The organism is Pseudomonas sp. PDM16, from assembly GCF_014851865.1.
Lineage (GTDB): Bacteria > Pseudomonadota > Gammaproteobacteria > Pseudomonadales > Pseudomonadaceae > Aquipseudomonas.
On sequence record NZ_JACVAM010000001.1, the window covers coordinates 627,374 to 645,823 of the forward strand.

Below are 18,450 nucleotides of genomic sequence, written 5' to 3' on the forward strand. Positions count from 1 at the left end.
AGCACGCCAGCGCCTGGCAGAGTGCCGTCAGACTGCACTGCCGTATAGGCAGCTCAGAAATATGCCCGCAAATCCTACTCACCACATCTGCCCTGCACTGCCGTATAGGCAGCTCAGAAAGGAGTCACCACCCAGCCGCGCACGGCCCGTCCCTGCACTGCCGTATAGGCAGCTCAGAAAGGCCAGCGCATACGCGCATTCGTTGACGACTGCTGCACTGCCCTATAGGCAGCTCAGATCGCCTACCGGTCGCTGTCGGCGCTCCAGCCTCCGCCCAGCGCCCGGGCGAGGGCAACGTCGGCCTGCAGTCGTGACAGGCGCAACTGGGCGCTCTGGTCTTCGGCGGCGTAGAGGGTGCGCTGGGTGTCGAGCAGATTGAGCAGGTCGTCGGCGCCGGCGCGATAGCGCTGCTCGGCCAGCCGCAGAGCTCGTTCGGCCTGGGCCTGAACTTCCTGCTGGGCCTGCCACTGGGCATCGATACCGGCGCGCGCGTTGAGCGCCACCTGCACATCGGCAAAGGCGGCGACGATGCTCTGCCGATAGTCGGCCAGCAGCTCCTCGCGCCTCGCCTCGTTGCGGTCACGCTCGGCGGCCAGTGCGCCGCCGTCGAAGATCGGTGCGGTCAGGGCGGCGGCCAGCGAGTAGACCGGATCGGCGAACACCCGGCTCAGGCCGCCGGCGGAGCCGCTCGCGCCGGCCGAAAGATTCAGACGTGGCAGCAGCGCGGCGCGGGCCGCGCGCAGGTCGGCGTCGGCGGCAGTCAGGCGCGCCTCGGCCCGGGCCAGGTCCGGACGGCGTACCAGCAGTTCGCTGGGCAAGGCGCCGTCCGGCGCGGGAGCCTGAAGCTCGGTGAGCGAGCTGCGCGACTGGGTGACCGGCTCGCTCTGGCCGAGCAGTATGGCCAGGCTGCTGCGCACATCGTCCGCCTGCTGGCGCAGTTCTTCACGGCTACGCCGTTGCTCGGCCACCAGACCGCGCTGTTGCGCGAGCTCTAGTGGCGTGGCGGCGCCTGCCGCCTCACGGGCCTGAACGGTGGCCAGCACGCGCTCGGCGTTGTCGAGGTTGAGGCCGGCCAGGCGCAGGCGTTCGGCCAGTGCAACCTGGCGCAGCCAGGTATCTGTCAGGGTGGCCGTCAGGCTCAGTGTCAGTGCATCACGGTCGAAGCGGCTGGCGGCGAGTTCGGCTAGCGCGGCGTCATGGTTGGCGGCCAACCTTCCCCAGAGATCCACCTCATAGCTGGCGGCCAGCCCTCCCCGGTACTGGTTGCCGGCTGTCTCGGCATCGCCACCCAGGCGCCCTTCCCGGCTGGCACCGAGGTTGCCGTCGAGCGCGGGCAGCAAGGGCGCGCCAGCGGCACGGGCCGATGCCTGGGCCTGGCGCAGGCGTGCCGCCGCCGCCGCCAGATCATGATTGCCGGCCAGGGCCTGTTCGACCAGACCATCCAGCTCGGGGCTGGCGAAGCCGCGCCACCAATCCGCAGGTACCGGCTCGTCGGCGGGTATGGCGTGCTGCCACTCGTTCGGCGGAGTGGGCAGGACATCCACGGGACTGGCGGTGTGGGAGCAGCCGGCGAGTAGCAACAGGGCGAGGGGTGACAGCAGGTATCTGGGCATCGGCAACTCGTTATTCGCTGGCCAGGGCGGCGACCGGGTCGAGGGCGGCGGCAGTCTTCGCCGGCAGGTAGCCGAACAGCAGGCCGGTACCCACCGCGCAGGCGAAGGCCAGCAGCATCGCCGAGAGCGAGAAGATCAGGGGCACGCCGGCCAGCAACAGGCCGGTACCGGTGACGAGACCGATCAGCACGCCGGCGCTGCCGCCGACGATGGTGACCAGTACCGCCTCGCCGAGGAACTGGCGGAGGATGTCGCGCTGCCTGGCGCCGGTGGCCATGCGCACGCCAATCTCGCGGGTGCGTTCGCGCACGGTCATCAGCATCACGTTCATCACGCCGATGCCGCCAACCAGCAGCGATACCGCGGCGATCAAGCCGAGCATGCGGGTCATGCTGTCCTGGGTTTCGGCCTCGGCCTGGACCTTGGCCGCGGCGTTGTCCACCTGGAAGTCCTCGCGGCCATGGCGTGCCAGTAGCAACTCAGTCACCGCATCCTCGGCGGCCTGCACCTGGGCGGTGGTGCGCGCAGTGAAGGTGGCGTATTCCGGCTCCAGGATGTCCTGATAGACCCGGGCGCGCCCGGCATCGTAGGGAATGAACACCATCTCGTCGTAATAGTCGGCACCGGACTCCTTGCCCTTCTCGGCCATCACGCCGATCACCTCGAAGGGAGCGTCGCCGATCAGCAACTGCTTGCCCAGCGGGTTGGCCTCGTCGCGGAAGAAGAACTGCCGTGCCTTGTGGCCGAGGACCACTACCGGCGCCAGCTCCCGGTCCTCGCCGGCGGTGAAGAAGCGACCGCTGGCGAGCGGCCAGTGGTGGATGCCAGGCAGTTGCTCGTTGCTGGAGTAGACGTAGATTTCCCGTGCCGCGTTGCCGTACTGCACCATCAGCGGATTGCCGATCACCGGGGTCAGCAGGTCGACTTCCGGCAGGCGCTCGATGGCCTCCATGTCACCGAGGCTGAGTTCGCCCCAGGGGCCACCTTCCGGAGGCTGCGCGGCATAGAGGTAGAGGGTGGTGGCGCCCATCGAGGCCATCTGCGCCATCACCCGTTGCTTGGTACCCAGGCCGATGGCCAGCATGACGATCACCGAAGCCACGCCGATGACGATGCCGAGCAGGGTCAGCGCGGTGCGGAACCGATTCAGCAGCATGACCCGCCAGGCCGAGCGCAGTACCTCGCCAGCGGCACTCCAGCCGCCGGCGTGCTCGCTCATGTCCTCGAAGCGCGGTGCCGGCAGGGCGGCGGGGTTGGATTTTCTGGCGTCGAACGGCGCGCCGCTGTCGCCGATGATCGAGCCGTCGCGGATCTCGATGACCCGCTGGGCCTGGGCCGCCACCTCGCGGTCGTGGGTGATGAGGATCACCGTGTGGCCGGCGGCGGCCAGCTCGCGCAGCAGGGCCATGACCTCTTGGCCGCTGCTGGAGTCGAGGGCGCCGGTAGGTTCGTCGGCGAGGATGATGCGGCCGCCGTTCATCAATGCGCGGGCAATGGAAACGCGTTGCTGCTGGCCACCGGACAGCTGGCCTGGGCGATGGTCGAGCCTTTCGCCCAGGCCGAGGCGGGCCAGCAGCGCGTCGGCCCGTTCCCGACGCAGGTGGGCCGGCATGCCGGCGTAGAGCGCAGGCACCTCGACATTCTCGCGGGCCGACTCGGTGGCGATCAGGTGATAACCCTGGAACACGAAGCCGAAGGCCTCACGGCGCAGCCATGCCAACTGATCGGCGTCCAGGCCGGCCACGTCGCGCCCGGCGAAGTGATAGCTGCCGGCGCTGGGCCGGTCGAGGCAGCCGAGCAGGTTCATCAGAGTCGACTTGCCGGAACCGGAGCTGCCGACAATGGCAACGAATTCGCCAGCGTCGATGCTCAGGTCGATGCCGCGCAGCACCTCGACTTCCGGCGCTCCTCCCTCGCCGCCATAGCGGCGGCGAATGCCGCGTAGCTCGATAAGCGGAGCGATGTCGCCTACCACTGGAACCTCGAGGGCTTCTGCGGCAGTTCGCCGGTGACCAGGAGATCGCCTTCGCCGAGGCCGTCCAGCACTTCCACCAGCTGGCGGCTGCGCGCTCCCACTCTCACCTCGCGCGGGATGGCGCGGCCCGAGGCTTCCAGTACCCTGGCGCGGAACATTCCAGCCTGGCCCTCCACCGGTTGCAGGGCGGCCAGCGGCGCGGTCAGTACATCCTGGGCGGCGGCGGTGATGAAGTTGACCTGGGCAGTCATCTGCGGCATCAGCTCGCCGTCGTCGTTGGCCACGTCGAACAGCACGGTGTATTGCACCGCCTTCACCGTCTGCGGCGCTGCGCTCGACTCGCCAGAGGCGGTCGGGGCCACCGGTGGTGCTGGCAGCACCTGACGCACCTTGCCATGCCAGCGCCGGCCGTCGCCGCCGAGGGTGGTGAAATACAACGGCATGTCGACCCGCACACGGCGGATATCGGCCTCGGAGACCTTGGTCCAGGCGGTCATCGAGCCCAGGTCTGCCAGGCGCAGCACGGTGGGTGTCTGGTAGGTGGCGTTGAGGGTCTGCCCCTGCTTGACGTCGATGCCGATCACGGTGCCGGCGATGGGCGCATAGATGCGCGTGTAGCTCAGTTGCGCCTCGTTGCCGCGCAGGCGCGCGCTGGCTTCGGCGATTTGCGCGCGCAGCTGGCGCAGGCGCGCCTCGGCCGAGCGCAGGGTGGCGACGGCGATCTGCACGTCTTCCTCGCGGGTTGCCTCGGCGGTGGCCAGGCGCTGCTGGCGCTGGTGCTGCTGGCGTGCCAGGTCGAGTTGCGCCTGTTGCTCGGCGAGCTGCGCGCGTAAGCCATCGAGTGCGGCCCGGTCGGCTTCTACCGTGGCCTGGTGCAGGCTGGCGTCGATCTCGGCGAGCAGCTGGCCCCGTTCTACCTGATCACCCGCCTGCACATGCAGCCGGGTGATCTGCCCGGACACCTGGGCGCCGACATCCACGGACTCTCTCGGCTGCAGGGTGGCGATGGCGGTGACGCTGGCCTCGATGTCGCCGCGGCCGATGGCGACTGTCTCGTAGGCGGCGGAGTCTTCCCACCACAACCAGGCTGTCGCAGGCACGCCGAGAATCAATGCGGCCGCCAGACCGCGCCGCAGGATCGAGGGGAAACGCGAGCTCATCAGTACATCCTTGAGGGTGCCGGCTCAGCCGGCGGTCAGCAGCAACACCGGCAGGCCAGCGCCGGCCGCGATGGCGGCCAGCAGGACGGCAGTACGAGGGCGATAGGGCAGCAGCAGGACCAGGGTGAAGGCGCCTACGCTGAGCATGCCGCACCAAACGACAGGGCCGACGGCGCTTCCCCAGATCAGCACGCATGGCCATGCGGCCAGTGCCAGCAGCAGCCAGCCGGCAATCCGCAGCAGGCGCTGGCGGTTGGGCGCCTTGGTCTTCCACACTTGCGAGTGGTGGCGATCCATGGCCAGGCACAGGCCGGCCATGCCCGCGTAGCAGAGCGCGGCGGCGAGAATCACGGCGAGCGTCAGGCTCATGATTGCGCCTCCGCCACGGCCGCCCGCTGGCGGCTGCGCGCCGGCGCCACCTTCGGTCGGGTCAGGCGCCACGCGCCCCACAACGACAGGACTCCACAGCCCAGAGCAACCAGCTCGACACCGGCGCGCTCGCCATCGCCGCGTTGCAGGTAGGCGAACAGCTGGTCACCCACGGTCAGCCAGTTGAGCAGCGGCAACAGCAGGCACAGCGCCGCCAGCGCCAGCAGTTGCTCGACCCAGGCGCGCGATGTCGGGCGCAGGGCGGCGTGGACGAAGGTCAGCAGCCAGACGACGAAGAATACGGCGATCTCCCACTCCGGCCGGTCGGCGATGCTCAGCGGCACCAGGCGGTTGCCCCAGAAGAAGGCCACGCAGGCGATGGACAACCCGGTGAGAGTGCCGATGTTGAGCACCTCGATCACCCGATACACACGCTGGGTGGAGGCGCCGAACTCGTTGAGCGAGCGCTGGCGCCGCTTGACCATGAACAGCAGGGCGCCGGTGGCCAGCATGGCCGCGCCGGCGAGGCCGCTGAAGAAATACAGCCAGCGCACCAGGTGACCACCGAATGCGGCGAAGTGCAGGTTGGCCATCACCGACTGCACATCCTGCGCCGAGCCACCGCGTAGTTCGCCGGGCATCTGGATATCGGTCTGCCCGCCGGTCACGCCGTTGAAGAACACCTGACCGCCACCGTCGCCGAGCAGGCGATACTCGCCCGGCCTCTCGATGAAGCGGCCAAACAGGCGCACGCTGGAACTGCTGTCGTTGGGATGTTCGATGCTGACGAAGCTCACCGGCCGCTGCAGCTGCTGCTCGCCGCTGAGCAGCATGTCGTCCAGCTTGGCCAGCGGTGCGGCGATGCCGGTCATCTCCTGCGGCACCGGGCGGGCCAGCAGGTCGGCGAAGTAGGCGTCCTCGTTGTCGTAGTGCGCGGCGACGCCGGCGGGCATGTATAGCGCGTAGAAGGTCGCCAGGCCGGTGTAGGCGATCATCAGCTGGAACGGCAGGCTCAGCACCGACAGCGCGTTGTGCGCGTCCAGCCAACTGCGCTGGCCCTTGCTCGGGCGGAAGGTGAAGAAGTCCTTGAAGATGCGCTTGTGGATGACGATGCCGCTGACCAGCGCCACCAGCATGGCCATGGTGAAGGCGCCGACGAACCAGATGCCGGCGGTGCCACCATGGAACTCGAAGTGCATGTGCACGAAGTGGTGGCCGCCCTCGCTGTCACGCTCGTGCGCGCTGTCCACCGGCTTGCCGGTGGTGGCGTCGATACTGGTGTTGTGGAAGTTCTCCTGCGGGTCCATCCAGAACAGGCGAATGGACGGGTCTTCGTCCGAGGGCAGGCCGATGCCCCAGAAGTGCGCGCCGGGCTGGTTCTCCTCGAACCAGGCGCGGCCCATGCGTACCGCCTGTGGCCGGTCGAAGCCGTCATCCAGACCGGTATCGCCGGTGGCTTCGCTGGCTTGCGGCAGGTGTGGCTTCATCCAGCGGGTGATGGGCTCGTCGAACACCCCCAGGCTGCCGGTGAGGAAGATCACGAAGAGTACCCAGCAGGCCCACAGCCCACCCCAGGTGTGCAACCAGGCCATGCTCTGGCGCAGACCGCCCTGGGCCGCTCCGCTATCGACCTTGCTCATGCATCACCTCCGATCAGCATGCCGGCACCGGTCAGCACCAGCGAGGCCACGCCCAGAACCAGCCAGATGCGGCGCAGGTTGGGGGTGGCGAACGCCCAGACGATGACCGCGGTGTACACCGCGAAGCTCGCCAGCGACGAAGCGAGGATGGCCTGGCTCTTGGGCAGCGGCAGGATGGCGCCCAGGAAGATGACGCTGGCACAGGTCAATGCGTAGCCGCCTAGGATCGCGGCGGCGACGCGCGATAGGAGGACGAGCGCCGTCCCTGGAGGTGAAGCGAGAGGTTTCATGGGGTAATCACTGGCTGGCGGGAACATCGGTCGGCAAGCGAGGTACGGGTGGGATGTACCGAAAGCTGCCACTCACTGTTCATGACGGATGAGCGCGGCAAAACCTGCATACCGGTTGTCGGTGAACTGCAACAGATTGTGTCAGCGCCGCTCGGTGGGTCCGCACTGCCCATGCAGCCGCAGGGTTTGCATGCTGCCGCTCGCAGCCATCCGGCGGCGTCGAGCTAGGCCATGCGAGCAGGCGGAACCTCAGTCGTTTCTCTGGTAAATGATTTTGCGGCTGCCGCTTTCGCAGCTGCCGACCACCATGCTCGGGTCCTGCACTTCGGCCGCCGGCACTATCTCCAGCGTGTAGCTGGTGACCTTGGCGGCCTGGATCTTCACCTCGATCTCCCGCTTCAGCTCTTCGCAGGGCTTGGGCGCGGCAAGAGCATTGCCACACATGACGAGGGCCGTGACGGTCACATACCAGCGCTTCATTGCATCGCTCTCCTTGGGGTGTCCTTTCGTTGTTCGACCAGTGCCGCCAGGGCCTGCTCCCGTTCATCCGTCGCCAGCTCGCCGAGGGCGGCGGCCCGGCGGTAGAAGGTAGGCCAGTCGCCGCCCGCTGCGTGGAACAGCGTGGCAAAGGCGTCCACCCAGCGATCATAGAGGCCGAACGGCAACAGGCGCGCGTTGTTCAGCGGCTGCGCCATCCAGGCGTCATATCGGCGGTCGCCGTTCCAGTGAGTCTCGCGCAGTTTCCGGTACTCTGCCCGCAACCGCTCGAACTCCGCTGCCTTGCCGGCGCGCTTGGTGTCCTCCGTGGCCGGGCTCTCGTAGAGCGCCTGCAGGCGCGCGCGGCTGGCGAGGATCATCTCGGTGAATTGGCGACGCTGCAGCTCATCGGCCGGATGCGCGGGTGCCAGGTGGCGAGTGGCACGCCATTGGCGCAGGCCCTCCTGCTCGACGAAGCTGGCGAAGGACTCGTTGAACGCGGTATCACCGGCCACGTACAGCTGCTGGTGCGCCAGTTCGTGGAAGATGACTGCGGCCAGGCGCTCGTCGTCCCAGTGCAGCATGGTGTTGAGGATCGGATCATCGAACCAGCCCAGCGTCGAATAGGCCTCGATTCCGGCCACGTAGGTGTCCATTCCCTCCCCCTTCAGCAGCGCCGCGGCACCGAGCGCGCGACCCTGCTGGTAGAAGCCCCGATAAGCCACGCAGCCTGCGATGGGGAAACAGTGGGTCACCGGTTCCAGTGACAGCTCGGGCGTGGCGAAGACGTTCCAGACCACGTAGGGTCGACCGAGGTCGGCATAGACGCGATAGCTGCGGTTGTTCGGCAGGGCCAGGCTGGCGCTGGCGAAGTCCCGGGCCTGCTGGGCCAGTGCCAGTCGGTGCTTGAGGTCGTCGCTGGTGCTGGCATCGGCGAGCAGATCGTCCACCGGGCGGCGCGCTGCGAGCAGGTCGAGTTGGCCCCGGCCGATCTGGCTGTAGTAGTCGAGGCTGGAGCAACCGCTGAGCAGAGCGCCGAGCAGTAGCGGAACCAGGCACCGGCTGGGGCGGTCGAGTAGGGCGATAGGCATGTTCGTGAGCCTATTGCATTGCCCCTCTGCCAAGGAAGCCTGTCATGCGTATCGCCCTTATCATTGCCCTCCCCGTCCTGCTTTCCGGCTGCTCACTGCTGATGCCCCGGCACGACCCCGAAAAGGCCTGGGTCGAGCTTCCAAAACACGAGGAGGGTCGACTGGAGGCCGTGCAGGTTGATGGCCAGGACTTGGAGGACGATCGCTACTTCCAGATTGCCCCGGGCCGCCACGAGCTGCAGGTGCGCATGAGCTTCGAGGTAGAGGCGGCCAATGTCGGCGCCGAACAGACGCTGCCTCGCACCTGTTTGCTGACGCTGGACTACGGTGACTTCGCGGCCGGTCAACGCTATCGGCTTGAGGCCGGCAGCCGCGGGTTCAGACCCTGGGTACAGCTGCAGGACGCGCGGGGCGAGAGTCTGGCGAGAGCTCGTGAGGGTCGCTGCGGCGCGGTCTGATCGGCGTTATGCTGGGCCAGTCATCCTCCGAGGACACGCCCATGCGTCTGCCACTGCTGCTGCTCACCCTGCTCGCGCTTGGCGCCTGTGCGAGCCCTCTCCCCGAACCGTCGAAGGATCAGGCCTGGGTCGACTTCTGGGCTTCCGGCAGCGAACTGCTGATGGCACACAAACTGGATGGCCGACACCTCGACGACGGGCGCTTTTTCCAGGTTCCACCAGGTGCTCACGAACTCGAGGTGCGCTATCAGTTCGAGGTCAGCCACGGAGCGGTTGGCAGTCTCAGCGAGCCACGCCAGGTGACCTGCTACCTGCAGGTTCGCTACGACCACTTTGGCCCCGGCGAACGCTATCGCCTGGAGGCCAGACCGCAGCTGCTCAAGGCCCAGGGCTGGCTCTACGATGAGCAGCGCAACCTGGTGGCCCGTGCCAAGGTACTGCGTTGCGGGACGTTCTAAGCCAGCCTGCGAAGGGAGATAGCGCGCGCGCAGGGTCTAGTTTTCCAGCGTCGCCTGCAGGGTAATCTCGGCGTTCATCAGCCTGGAGACCGGACAGCCGGTCTTGGCGGCTTCCACGGCCTGCTCGAACGCCTCGCGGTCCGCGCCTTTCACCTTGGCCTTGAGTGTCAGGTGGCTGGCGCTGATGCGAAATCCGCTACCGTCCTTTTCCAGCGAGACCTCCGCCTGGGTATCGATGCTGTCGGCGGTCATCCCGCGCTCGCCCAGCTCCTTGGACAGGGCCATGGAGAAGCAACCGGCGTGAGCTGCACCGATCAGCTCCTCGGGGTTGGTGCCGGGCTGGTCCTCGAAGCGGGTATTGAAACCGTAGGGGTTGTCCTTCAGCGCGCCGCTCTGGGTTGAGATACGGCCCTTGCCGTCCTTGATGCCGCCCTGCCAATGGGCCGAGGCTGTTTTCTTGATGGTCATGTCGTGCTCCTCTCAAGCGGATGGGGTACCCAGTTGAGAGGAACGCGAAGGCGGCAAAGTTCGCCCGGTTTTCAGCGCAGGCCAGCCACGATGTCGAAGCTGCGCAAGCGGTGCTCGGGCTGATACAGGTCGCAGGTGAAGATCAGCTCGTCAGCCCCGGTCTGCTCCAGCAGAACGTCCAGGCGCGCGCGTACCTTCTCCGGCCCGCCGATCACCGCCAGGCCGAGGAAGTCGCCCACGGCCTGTTGCTCGTGGGGCTGCCAGCGGCCGGCCATGCTCTCCACTGGCGGACGCAGCAGCAGGCTCTGGCCACGCATCAGCGCCAGCACCCGCTGGTAGGCGGTGGTGGCAAGGAATTCGGCTTCCTCGTCCATGGGCGCGGCGATCAGTGGCACGCCGATCATAGCGTAGGGCTTGTCGAGCACGGCCGAGGGCTGGAAGTTCTCACGGTAGATGCGCAGTGCCTGGTGCAGGTAGCGCGGCGCGAAGTGCGAGGCGAAGGCATAGGGCAGGCCCTTCTGCGCGGCCAGCTGCGCGCTGAACAGGCTGGAGCCGAGCAGCCAGATTGGCACGTTGCTGTCGACGCCCGGTACGGCCACAACCGTCTGGCCGGGCTGGCGTGGGCCGAGCAGGGTTTCCAGCTCCTCGATGTCCTGCGGGAAGTCCTCGGCGCTGCCCAGGCGGTCACGGCGCAGAGCCCGCGCGGTGGCCTGGTCGGCACCAGGGGCGCGACCCAGGCCCAGTTCGATGCGATTCGGGTAAAGCGCGGCGAGGGTGCCGAACTGTTCAGCCACCACCAGCGGGGCATGGTTGGGCAGCATGATGCCGCCGGAACCCAGGCGCAGGGTGGCGGTATTGGCCGCCAGGTAGCCGAGCAGCACGGCGGTGGCGGAACTGGCGATGCCCTCCATGTTGTGGTGCTCGGCCACCCACATGCGTGAGAAGCCCAGCTTTTCCACGTGCCTGGCCAGGTCGAGGGATCGTTGCAGGGCGGGGGCGGGGCCGATGTCGTCGTCGCGCATCGGCGCCAGGTCGAGTACGGAGAATGGCGTGTTGGACAGCTTGCTCATGGGGCCTCCTCAGGTCGTCCCTGCTTTATGGGGTCGCCCTGGCGAAAGGCAAGCGACCGTTCAGCAATTGCCCGGTGCGGAAGGATCGCAGAACACCTCGCCCACAGAATGAACCGCGTCCGGATCACGCTCGCCGAGCCAGCGACGGAAAGCCTCCGGCCGTCCCAGGAAACGACCGATCTCGACCCGCTCGAAACGCCCATCACGCTCCAGCGCCAGCGTGGGGTAGCCGTTGCCGCCGAGTCGGGCCAGCAACTGACGGCTGTCGGCCATGTGCGCCTCCAGGCGAGTGGTCAGCTGATGCTGCAGCTCGGCTGCGAAGCCGGCCGGCGGTAGCCCCAGGTCTTCCGCCAGTCCTTGCAGCACCTCATGCCGGGCGATGTGCCGTCCTTGCTGATAATGCGCGACCTGCAACGTGTGCAGCATATCGAGGCCGCGTCCGGCGAGGGCATCGGCGGCGAGTACGGCGGCGAGCGGCGGAGCGGAGTCGAGCACCGCGGTGGCGTCGTTCAACAGCTTCTCGCGATAGTCCTCGCCAAACGGCTGTCCGGTGAGGGCGGCGATGCGTTGGTCATGCTCGAGGATATGCCGTCGTAGCGACTCGCCGAGCTGCTGACGGCTGGCACCGACGAACAACCCGCCGCCATGCAGGACGATGCGCAGGTCCGCCACATCGCGCGCCGCCTCCAGCAAGGGCGCAGCGCCATAGCACCAGCCGCAGAGTGGGTCATGAAGGTAGTGCAGGTCTGTCATGGCCACTGCATTTCCCCCTTCAGCACCTTGGCGCTCAGCTCCAGGCTGGACTCGCCTGGCAGGCCCGGATAGCGGCGCTGCATGGCATCGACCAGCGCTGCCGCGCTGTCGGCTTTGGGCAACTCGGTTTCCAGGGCGATCAGGTAATCACGGGTAAAGCGCAGGGCGCTGAGATCATGCGCCACCTCGCCGAGGTAATGACCTGGCACCAGCACATCGGGGTGCAGCGATTCGATCTGTGCCAGCGTTGCCAGCCAGGTACGCCGTGCCTCGGCGCTCTGGGTATCGGCCGTCCACACATGCTCGCCGGCCTCCACCAGAACGCCGCCGACCACGGCCTTGATAGAAGGAACCCACAGGGCAGTGCGCTCAGGGTCCAGGCCGACCACCTGCAGCTCATGCCCTTCCAGACTCAGACGATCTCCGTCCAGCGGCTCGGGAATGATCACCTCGCTCGGGGCGTCTTCCTTCAGGATCGGCCCCCAGTAGGCCAGCTTGGCCACCTGGGTGGCGCGGATATGCTCGACGGTGGCGGCGGTGGCAACCACGCGGGCCTCGGGGAAGGCGCGCTTGATCGTCTGCAGGCCGAAGTAGAAATCCGGGTCACCATGGCTGATGTAGATGGTGGTCAGGCGTTTGCCGCTCGCCTCGACCCGTTTCACCAGCTCGGCGGCTTCCTTGCTGGAGAACTGGGCATCGACCAGCAGGGCATCATGCTCACCGCTGATCAGGGTGGAGCTGACCGAGAACACGGCTGCTTCGCCAGGGTTGTAGACCTGCAGTTGCAGCCCGGCGGCGTGGACCAGGCCACCGGCGAAGAGAAGTGCGGCGCCGATCAGGGAACGAAGAGACATGCTGACCTCACGGAGGAAGAGGGGAATGGCAAGCATGTTAGTTGCTCGAAAGCATGCAAAAATCCGGTTAATCTGCCCATCTCTGTTGCATGAATCGAGCGAATCATGGATCGAATCACTGCGGCCCGGGTCTTCGTTACCGTGGTCGATAGCGGGAGCCAGACCGCTGCGGCCGAGCGCCTGGAGATGTCGCGGGCCATGGTCTCGCGCTACCTGGGTGAGCTGGAGGCCTGGGTGGGCGCGCGGCTGCTGCATCGCACCACGCGCCGGCTGAGTCTGACCGGCATGGGGGCCGAGTTGCTGCCGCGCTGCCGGGAGATGCTGTTCCTGGCCGACGATCTGCAGGACAGCGGCCGGCGTGCCGAGTCCGGCCCCAGCGGCAACCTGCGTATCGCCAGCAGTCAGTCCTTCGCCAGTGCGTGGCTGGCGCCGGCGCTGGCCGAGTTCGTCGCTCGCCATCCGGGGGTGACGGTGGATCTGCAGGCCAGCAGCCAGGCGGTGAACCTGGTGGAGGAGCGTATCGACCTGGCGCTGCGCATCACCAATCAGCTGGACCCCAATTTGATTGCACGCCGCCTGGCCACTTGCCATTCGGTGATCTGCGCCACGCCTGCCTACCTGGAAAAACACGGGGCACCGCTCGCGCCTGCCGAGCTAAGCCGCCACAACTGCCTGACCTACGCCTACTTCGGCCGCAGCCTGTGGCTGTTCGAGCATGAGGGCGAGCCAGTGGAGGTTCCGGTGAGTGGCAATTTCAGCGCCAACGAGTCCAGCGTGCTGCTGGAGGCCTGCCTGGCTGGCGCGGGTATCGGTCGCCAACCGCTGTATGCCGTCGCGCCACTGTTGCGTGACGGGCGCCTGGTGTCGCTGCTGCCGGAGTATCGGGTCGAGGCGCTGGGTATCCATGCCGTGTACGGGTCTCGCAGACAGATGCTGCCTGCGCTGCGCGCCCTGCTCGACTTCCTCGTCGCACGGCTGCAGGCAGATCCCCACTGGGACCAGGCATCCAGCGCACCATGAAAAAGGCCGGAGCCCCTTGCGGTGGCTCCGGCCTGATGGCGGCGACGATCAGCCGCGCTGGTAGGCGATCTCCTTGGTGCCGGCCTCGCAGGTGCCTACGACCTGCTTGTCGCCGGCGCCTCCCTTGTCGACCACCTCCAGGGTGTAGGCGGCAACGCCCTTGTCCTTGAGCTTGGCATCGATCTCCGCCTTCAGCTCTTCGCAAGGTTTGCCGGCGGCCATGACCGAGCCGGCGAGGGAGAACAGGGCCAGGCCCAGCATCATTCGCTTCATGGGTAACGCTCCTTCGTTGGTGGACTCTCTACAGGTCGTCCGGATCTTTGACGATGTGCCGGACGCCAGGATGCAGGTTAGCTGTCGCTGATGCGGAAGCCGACCCGGATGCTGACCTGAAAATGTGCGACCTGGCCGTTTTCTATATGGCCGCGGGTCTCGGTGACTTCGAACCAGTCCATGTTGCGCACGGACTTGGCGCACTCGGCCAGCGCGTTGTTGATGGCATCCTCGATGCTGGTCTTGGATGAGCCGACCAGATCGATCAGCTTGTAGGTGTGGTGATCGGACATGACGGTTTCCTCGATATGACGAAAGTTGCCTTGGACGCTGTTGTGGCCAGCCATTGGCGGAATAAGTTCAGATTAGCTGCACTCGCGGAGAATGCCGGTCCGGAGTTCCGCAGCCTGCCAATCGCGATGCCGCATAGCACGTGTGCGAGCTGGGCGATTGCGGAGCGGGTGGTAAGCTCTATAAAATGCGAAAAATTCTCATTTGCCATGTGCGCCCGTGTCCACTACCCACAAGCTCGGATACTTCTTCAGTGACCATCACCGCTGGTTGCTCCTGCATGTGCAGCGCCTGCTGCGCAACCGTGCGGACGCGGAGGACACTGCGGCCGAGACCTTCTGCCAGCTGCTTGCCGCGCAAGTGGACCCCACCACCATCGACCAGCCGCGGGCATATCTATCGACCATCGCCCGTCGGCTGATCTTCGACCGTCACCGCCGCCGTCGTCTGGAGCAGGCCTATCTGGAGCGCCTCGCCTTGCTGCCGGAGGAACTGGCGCCCTCGCCTGAGGAGCGCCTGCTGTTGCTGGAGGCTCTGACCGCCATCGACCGGGCGCTGGCCGGGTTGCCCCTGGCGGTGAAGAAGGCGTTTCTGCTCAGCCAGCTCGATGGGCTCAGCTACGCCGAGATCGGCCGTCGACTGGGGGTTTCCGAGCGGACCGTGGGACGCTACATGAGCCAGGCGCTGCGCCAGTGCTTTCTGAGTGGCGCGCAGCCATGAGCCGGAGCGGGCTAGGCGACGCTGCCGAACAGGCCATCGCCTGGATGGTGCGCTTGCGCTCAGGGCGGGCAGATGCGTGCCAGCAGACCCTGTTCGAGCAGTGGCTGGGTCAGGATCCGGCCAACGCCGATGCCTGGGCGCAACTGCAGCGTGGTTTGGGCGGGCACTACGACGTGGTGCGCCGCGCCCCAGGTACGCTGCGGGATACACTGCTGCAACCGGAGCTGGGGCGTCGGGATCTGCTGCGTGGGTTGGCCGGGCTCGGCCTGTTTGGCGGTGGTGTCTGGTTGGCCGCACGTAGCGATAGCGGCCAGGCGCTGATGGCCGATCTGCGTACCGGCACCGGCGAGCGCCGCAGCCTTTCGCTGGACGATGGCAGCCGGCTGAGCCTGAACGCCGACAGCGCCGTGGATGTCGATTTCTCCGCCGGCCGCCGCCTGTTGCATCTGCGACGTGGTGCGCTGGTGGTGCAGGTAGCGCCAGACCCTGCGCGGCCTTTCGTGGTGCGTAGCGGACAAGGCGACATACGCGCCCTCGGCACGCGCTTCCTAGTCGAGCAGCAGGCCGACTCCACCCGAGTGGTGGTGCTGGAGCACGCCGTGCGTGCCACCCTTCCCGGTGGCGCCACGCTGGATATAGTGCAAGGCCAGGCCGCACTGCTGCACGCGCAGCATATCGAGCCGTTGCCGACCGGCCAGGCCTACCGGGCCGACTGGGTCGAGGGCCGTCTCAGCGTGCTGGACGAGCCCCTGGCGACGGTGGTCGACGCCCTGCGTCCCTACCGCTCGGGGTTCATCCGTATCAGCCCGCAGGTACGTGGGCTGCGCGTGCAGGGCGTGTTTCCTCTGGACGACAGCGAGAGCACCCTCGCCGCATTGGCGGAGACGTTGCCGATACGTGTCGAGCGCTACGGGCCGTGGCTGACCCTTATCGAAGCGCGCTGATCTGGTGAGAGTGAAAATTTTTCTCATTCATGTCCGGTTTTTTCAGCTCGTTGCACCTCTCTCCTGACAACGCCAACACATTCAGGAGAATCCACGTGCTCAAACCCTGGCCCCTTGCCTTAGCCATCGCGCTGGCCTCCGGCCTGCCGGCTGCCCTGGTCCATGCCGAATCGACCGTTCAGCAGATGCAGCTGTTCGACCTGCCGACTGGCAACCTGGGCGAGACCCTCAATGCCATTGCCCGCCAGAGCGGCCGGATCGTGTCGCTCGACCCGCAACTGGTCAGCGGCAAGCAGGCCCCGGCAGTACACGGGACGATGACTGCCCAGCAGGCCATGCAGCAGGCATTGGCCGGCAGCGGGTTGCAGCTGGTGCTGACCGATAGCGGCAACTTCAGCGTGCTACCGGCGGGGGAGAATCATGGGGCGCTGGAGCTGGGCGCCAGTCATATCACCGGGGCGGCCCAGCAAGACCCGCTGGGGCCGGTTGGTGGCTATCTGGCCTCACGCGCCACGACCGCGACCAAGACCGACACGCCGCTGATGGAAACCACCCAGTCGGTATCGGTCATCACCCGTGACCGCATGAAGGCCCAAGGCGTGCAGACGGTCGGCGACAGCCTGGCCTATACCGGTGGCGTGCGCTCGGACGTATCGGGCAACAACCCGACCGACAACACGATCATGGTGCGTGGGTTTCAGCAGATAAACACCAACGCCTATACCGACGGGCTGCGCAACAACAACGTCGGTTACTACGCGCCCGAGCCCTATGGCATGGAGCGTATCGAGGTGCTCAAGGGCCCTTCGTCCGTGCTTTACGGGCAGGGCTCGCCGGGCGGAACGGTCAACTTCGTCTCCAAGCGCCCCACCTTCATGGCGCATCGCGAAGTCGGCTATTCCACCGGCAGCAATGACCGCCAGCAGCTCAGTCTCGACATCGGCGACGTGCTGGATGAGCAGGGCGCCCTCAGCTACCGCCTGGTCGCACTGGGCCGCGATGCCGACAACTCCGTCGACTACATCAAGGACGACCGCGTCTACATTGCGCCCAGCCTGACCTGGAACCTGAGCGATGCCACCTCGCTCACCCTGCTGGCCTCCTATCAGCGCAACAAGAACCTGTTCACCAGCAACCTGCCTTACTCGGTCTACGACGGCTCCAACCCCAATGGTCGGCTGTCCCGCAGCCGTTCGCTGAACGAGCCGGGGTTCGATGGCGAGAAGGCCGAGCAGACCACTGCCGGCTACGAGCTGACCCATGAGCTGAGCGACAGCTGGACCTTCAAACAGAACTTCCGCTACAGCCATTTCACCGGCTACTCGCACCAGCTCTATCGCAACAGCGGCGTGATCGGTGGCAATACCATCAACCGCTACTACCAGCTGCGCGATTACGACAACGACAACTACGCGCTGGATAACCAGCTGGTGGGCAAATTCGACACCGGCGCGCTCAGCCACACTCTGCTCATGGGCACGGACTACCAGCGCAGCGAACGCAGTTCTTTTAACCAGACCGGTAATGCGCCGGCGATCAATGTCTATGCGCCGGTGCGTGGAGTGGTCATCGATACGTCGCAGTACACCGGCCTGCTGAGCACGGCGGAGAAGAGCCGCCAGCTCGGGGTCTACCTGCAGGACCAGATCAAGCTGGACAACTGGGTCGCCTCGCTGGGCGGGCGCTATGACTGGGCCAGCATCGACACGCACAACCGCCGCCTCGATACCCTGCAGAGCACCGACGCCGAAGACTTCACCGGTCGGGTCGGCCTCGGATACCTGTTCGACTTCGGCCTTTTCCCGTATGTCAGCTATGCCGAATCCTTCACCCCGACCAGTGGCAATGACCACGCTGGCACGCAGTTCGAGCCGGAAACCGCCAAGCAATACGAAGCAGGCGTGAAGTACCAACCAACCGGCTCGGACAACTACGTCACCCTGGCCGCGTTCGATCTACGCCGGCAGAACGTCCTGACCACCGACACCGCGCACCCCGGATTCAGTGTGCAGGAGGGTGAGGTCACCTCGCGCGGGATCGAGCTCGAAGGTGTGCTCAAGCCGCTGGAGGGGCTCAATGTGATCGCCTCCTACACGGTCAACGACGTGGAGGTGACCAAGGACAACCCGAATGCGGCCGGCGTCAGTAACAAGGGCAAGGTACCGGTTCGGGTACCGGAACACCTGGCAGCCCTGTGGGCGGACTATACCCTGCAGTCGGGCCCGCTGGCCGGACTCGGTCTCGGGATGGGCGCCCGATACACCGGCGATACCTTCGGCGATGCGCAGAACACCTTTAAGGTACCGAGCTACACCATCTTCGATGCGATGATTCGCTACGATTTCGGTCATGCCGATCCCTCGCTGGAAGGCCTCTCCGCGGCGCTCAACGTGAAGAACCTCACCGACAAGTACTACGTCGCCGGCTGTTTCCTGGCCGCGGCCTGCCGGGTCGGTGCGGAGCGCACCCTGACGGCGGATGTCTCCTACAACTGGTAGCCGGGAGATCCCCGCGGCACCCGCCGCG

At 66.5% G+C, this 18,450-nt stretch carries 20 protein-coding genes and 1 CRISPR repeat array (1 of these 21 running past the window's edge); of the genes, 6 read left to right on the forward strand and 14 right to left on the reverse strand.

What is annotated here, in order from left to right; translation table 11 throughout:
• A CRISPR array of direct repeats spans window positions 1-240; the repeat unit is 28 nt; unit sequence CTGCACTGCCGTATAGGCAGCTCAGAAA; it begins 749 nt to the left of the window's first position.
• Window positions 241-242: 2 nt separating this feature from the next.
• From IB234_RS02840 to IB234_RS02875, 8 genes are all read right to left on the reverse strand, one after another.
• Window positions 243-1,613 (reverse strand): efflux transporter outer membrane subunit, encoded by a 1,371-nt coding sequence (locus IB234_RS02840; RefSeq protein WP_192313555.1) that lies wholly within the window; start codon window positions 1,611-1,613, stop codon window positions 243-245.
• A 10-nt stretch (window positions 1,614-1,623) separates the two neighbouring features.
• A complete protein-coding gene (locus tag IB234_RS02845; RefSeq protein ID WP_192313558.1) occupies window positions 1,624-3,588 on the reverse strand; it encodes an ABC transporter permease in 1,965 nt (654 codons plus the stop codon).
• Window positions 3,582-4,748: an efflux RND transporter periplasmic adaptor subunit gene (locus IB234_RS02850; RefSeq protein ID WP_192313561.1), complete on the reverse strand. Its 1,167-nt coding sequence runs from the start codon at window positions 4,746-4,748 to the stop codon at window positions 3,582-3,584. The genes IB234_RS02845 and IB234_RS02850 overlap by 7 nt, the downstream gene beginning before the upstream one ends.
• Before the next feature lie 24 nt (window positions 4,749-4,772).
• A complete protein-coding gene (locus IB234_RS02855; RefSeq protein ID WP_192315530.1) occupies window positions 4,773-5,099 on the reverse strand; it encodes a DUF3325 domain-containing protein in 327 nt (108 codons plus the stop codon).
• Window positions 5,100-5,113: 14 nt separating this feature from the next.
• Window positions 5,114-6,757, reverse strand: coding sequence for a PepSY-associated TM helix domain-containing protein (locus IB234_RS02860; RefSeq protein ID WP_192313565.1), 1,644 nt, complete (start codon window positions 6,755-6,757; stop codon window positions 5,114-5,116).
• Entirely contained in the window at window positions 6,754-7,047 is a 294-nt protein-coding gene (locus IB234_RS02865) for a hypothetical protein (RefSeq protein WP_192313568.1), read from the reverse strand. The genes IB234_RS02860 and IB234_RS02865 overlap by 4 nt, the downstream gene beginning before the upstream one ends.
• 249 nt (window positions 7,048-7,296) lie before the next feature.
• Window positions 7,297-7,527 (reverse strand): DUF1161 domain-containing protein, encoded by a 231-nt coding sequence (locus IB234_RS02870; protein ID WP_192313571.1) that lies wholly within the window; start codon window positions 7,525-7,527, stop codon window positions 7,297-7,299.
• A complete protein-coding gene (locus IB234_RS02875) occupies window positions 7,524-8,615 on the reverse strand; it encodes an aminopeptidase (RefSeq protein ID WP_192313574.1) in 1,092 nt (363 codons plus the stop codon). The genes IB234_RS02870 and IB234_RS02875 overlap by 4 nt, the downstream gene beginning before the upstream one ends.
• 44 nt (window positions 8,616-8,659) lie before the next feature.
• On the opposite strand from IB234_RS02875, the gene IB234_RS02880 reads away from it, so the two are divergent.
• Both IB234_RS02880 and IB234_RS02885 read left to right on the forward strand, forming a co-directional pair.
• The gene (locus IB234_RS02880) at window positions 8,660-9,073 is read left to right on the forward strand and encodes a hypothetical protein (protein ID WP_192313577.1); all 414 of its coding nucleotides are present in this window, start codon (window positions 8,660-8,662) and stop codon (window positions 9,071-9,073) included.
• A gap of 41 nt (window positions 9,074-9,114) precedes the next feature.
• Window positions 9,115-9,531, forward strand: coding sequence for a hypothetical protein (locus IB234_RS02885; protein ID WP_192313579.1), 417 nt, complete (start codon window positions 9,115-9,117; stop codon window positions 9,529-9,531).
• 36 nt (window positions 9,532-9,567) lie between these two features.
• Here IB234_RS02885 and IB234_RS02890 read toward each other — a convergent pair whose 3' ends face one another.
• The 4 genes from IB234_RS02890 to IB234_RS02905 form a co-directional block, all read right to left on the reverse strand.
• Window positions 9,568-9,993, reverse strand: a complete 426-nt coding sequence (locus IB234_RS02890; protein ID WP_318651984.1) for an OsmC family protein — start codon at window positions 9,991-9,993, stop codon at window positions 9,568-9,570.
• A gap of 77 nt (window positions 9,994-10,070) precedes the next feature.
• Window positions 10,071-11,069 (reverse strand): LLM class flavin-dependent oxidoreductase, encoded by a 999-nt coding sequence (locus IB234_RS02895; protein WP_192313585.1) that lies wholly within the window; start codon window positions 11,067-11,069, stop codon window positions 10,071-10,073.
• 60 nt (window positions 11,070-11,129) lie between these two features.
• Window positions 11,130-11,822: a DsbA family protein gene (locus IB234_RS02900; RefSeq protein WP_192313588.1), complete on the reverse strand. Its 693-nt coding sequence runs from the start codon at window positions 11,820-11,822 to the stop codon at window positions 11,130-11,132.
• Window positions 11,819-12,676, reverse strand: coding sequence for an MBL fold metallo-hydrolase (locus IB234_RS02905; protein ID WP_192313591.1), 858 nt, complete (start codon window positions 12,674-12,676; stop codon window positions 11,819-11,821). Before IB234_RS02905 ends, IB234_RS02900 begins: the two co-directional genes overlap by 4 nt.
• Window positions 12,677-12,781: 105 nt before the next feature.
• On the opposite strand from IB234_RS02905, the gene IB234_RS02910 reads away from it, so the two are divergent.
• Complete coding sequence (locus tag IB234_RS02910) at window positions 12,782-13,696, forward strand: LysR family transcriptional regulator (RefSeq protein WP_192313593.1); 915 nt, start codon at window positions 12,782-12,784, stop codon at window positions 13,694-13,696.
• A 48-nt stretch (window positions 13,697-13,744) separates the two neighbouring features.
• Here IB234_RS02910 and IB234_RS02915 read toward each other — a convergent pair whose 3' ends face one another.
• The gene (locus tag IB234_RS02915) at window positions 13,745-13,969 is read right to left on the reverse strand and encodes a DUF1161 domain-containing protein (protein WP_192313596.1); all 225 of its coding nucleotides are present in this window, start codon (window positions 13,967-13,969) and stop codon (window positions 13,745-13,747) included.
• A gap of 77 nt (window positions 13,970-14,046) precedes the next feature.
• Window positions 14,047-14,262 carry a dodecin gene (locus IB234_RS02920; protein ID WP_192313599.1) on the reverse strand — a complete coding sequence of 72 codons (216 nt, stop codon included), beginning with the start codon at window positions 14,260-14,262 and terminating at the stop codon, window positions 14,047-14,049.
• Window positions 14,263-14,479: 217 nt separating this feature from the next.
• On the opposite strand from IB234_RS02920, the gene IB234_RS02925 reads away from it, so the two are divergent.
• The 3 genes from IB234_RS02925 (at window position 14,480) to IB234_RS02935 (ending at window position 18,422) form a co-directional block, all read left to right on the forward strand.
• The gene (locus IB234_RS02925) at window positions 14,480-14,980 is read left to right on the forward strand and encodes a sigma-70 family RNA polymerase sigma factor (RefSeq protein WP_318651967.1); all 501 of its coding nucleotides are present in this window, start codon (window positions 14,480-14,482) and stop codon (window positions 14,978-14,980) included.
• On the forward strand, window positions 14,977-15,924 hold the full coding sequence (locus IB234_RS02930) for a FecR domain-containing protein (RefSeq protein ID WP_192313605.1): 948 nt from the start codon (window positions 14,977-14,979) through the stop codon (window positions 15,922-15,924). The genes IB234_RS02925 and IB234_RS02930 overlap by 4 nt, the downstream gene beginning before the upstream one ends.
• Window positions 15,925-16,019: 95 nt before the next feature.
• Entirely contained in the window at window positions 16,020-18,422 is a 2,403-nt protein-coding gene (locus IB234_RS02935; RefSeq protein WP_318651968.1) for a TonB-dependent siderophore receptor, read from the forward strand.
• The last annotated feature ends 28 nt before the right edge of the window (window positions 18,423-18,450 follow it).

Bases quoted from the DNA above. Each gene is read 5' to 3' on its own strand.
- IB234_RS02840 (WP_192313555.1), bottom strand. From the start codon at position 1,613: ATGCCCAGATACCTGCTGTCACCCCTCGCCCTGTTGCTACTCGCCGGC.
- IB234_RS02850 (WP_192313561.1), bottom strand. From the start codon at position 4,748: ATGAGCTCGCGTTTCCCCTCGATCCTGCGGCGCGGTCTGGCGGCCGCA.
- IB234_RS02860 (WP_192313565.1), bottom strand. From the start codon at position 6,757: ATGAGCAAGGTCGATAGCGGAGCGGCCCAGGGCGGTCTGCGCCAGAGC.
- IB234_RS02865 (WP_192313568.1), bottom strand. From the start codon at position 7,047: ATGAAACCTCTCGCTTCACCTCCAGGGACGGCGCTCGTCCTCCTATCG.
- IB234_RS02870 (WP_192313571.1), bottom strand. From the start codon at position 7,527: ATGAAGCGCTGGTATGTGACCGTCACGGCCCTCGTCATGTGTGGCAAT.
- IB234_RS02875 (WP_192313574.1), bottom strand. From the start codon at position 8,615: ATGCCTATCGCCCTACTCGACCGCCCCAGCCGGTGCCTGGTTCCGCTA.
- IB234_RS02880 (WP_192313577.1), top strand. From the start codon at position 8,660: ATGCGTATCGCCCTTATCATTGCCCTCCCCGTCCTGCTTTCCGGCTGC.
- IB234_RS02885 (WP_192313579.1), top strand. From the start codon at position 9,115: ATGCGTCTGCCACTGCTGCTGCTCACCCTGCTCGCGCTTGGCGCCTGT.
- IB234_RS02895 (WP_192313585.1), bottom strand. From the start codon at position 11,069: ATGAGCAAGCTGTCCAACACGCCATTCTCCGTACTCGACCTGGCGCCG.
- IB234_RS02900 (WP_192313588.1), bottom strand. From the start codon at position 11,822: ATGACAGACCTGCACTACCTTCATGACCCACTCTGCGGCTGGTGCTAT.
- IB234_RS02905 (WP_192313591.1), bottom strand. From the start codon at position 12,676: ATGTCTCTTCGTTCCCTGATCGGCGCCGCACTTCTCTTCGCCGGTGGC.
- IB234_RS02910 (WP_192313593.1), top strand. From the start codon at position 12,782: ATGGATCGAATCACTGCGGCCCGGGTCTTCGTTACCGTGGTCGATAGC.
- IB234_RS02915 (WP_192313596.1), bottom strand. From the start codon at position 13,969: ATGAAGCGAATGATGCTGGGCCTGGCCCTGTTCTCCCTCGCCGGCTCG.
- IB234_RS02920 (WP_192313599.1), bottom strand. From the start codon at position 14,262: ATGTCCGATCACCACACCTACAAGCTGATCGATCTGGTCGGCTCATCC.
- IB234_RS02930 (WP_192313605.1), top strand. From the start codon at position 14,977: ATGAGCCGGAGCGGGCTAGGCGACGCTGCCGAACAGGCCATCGCCTGG.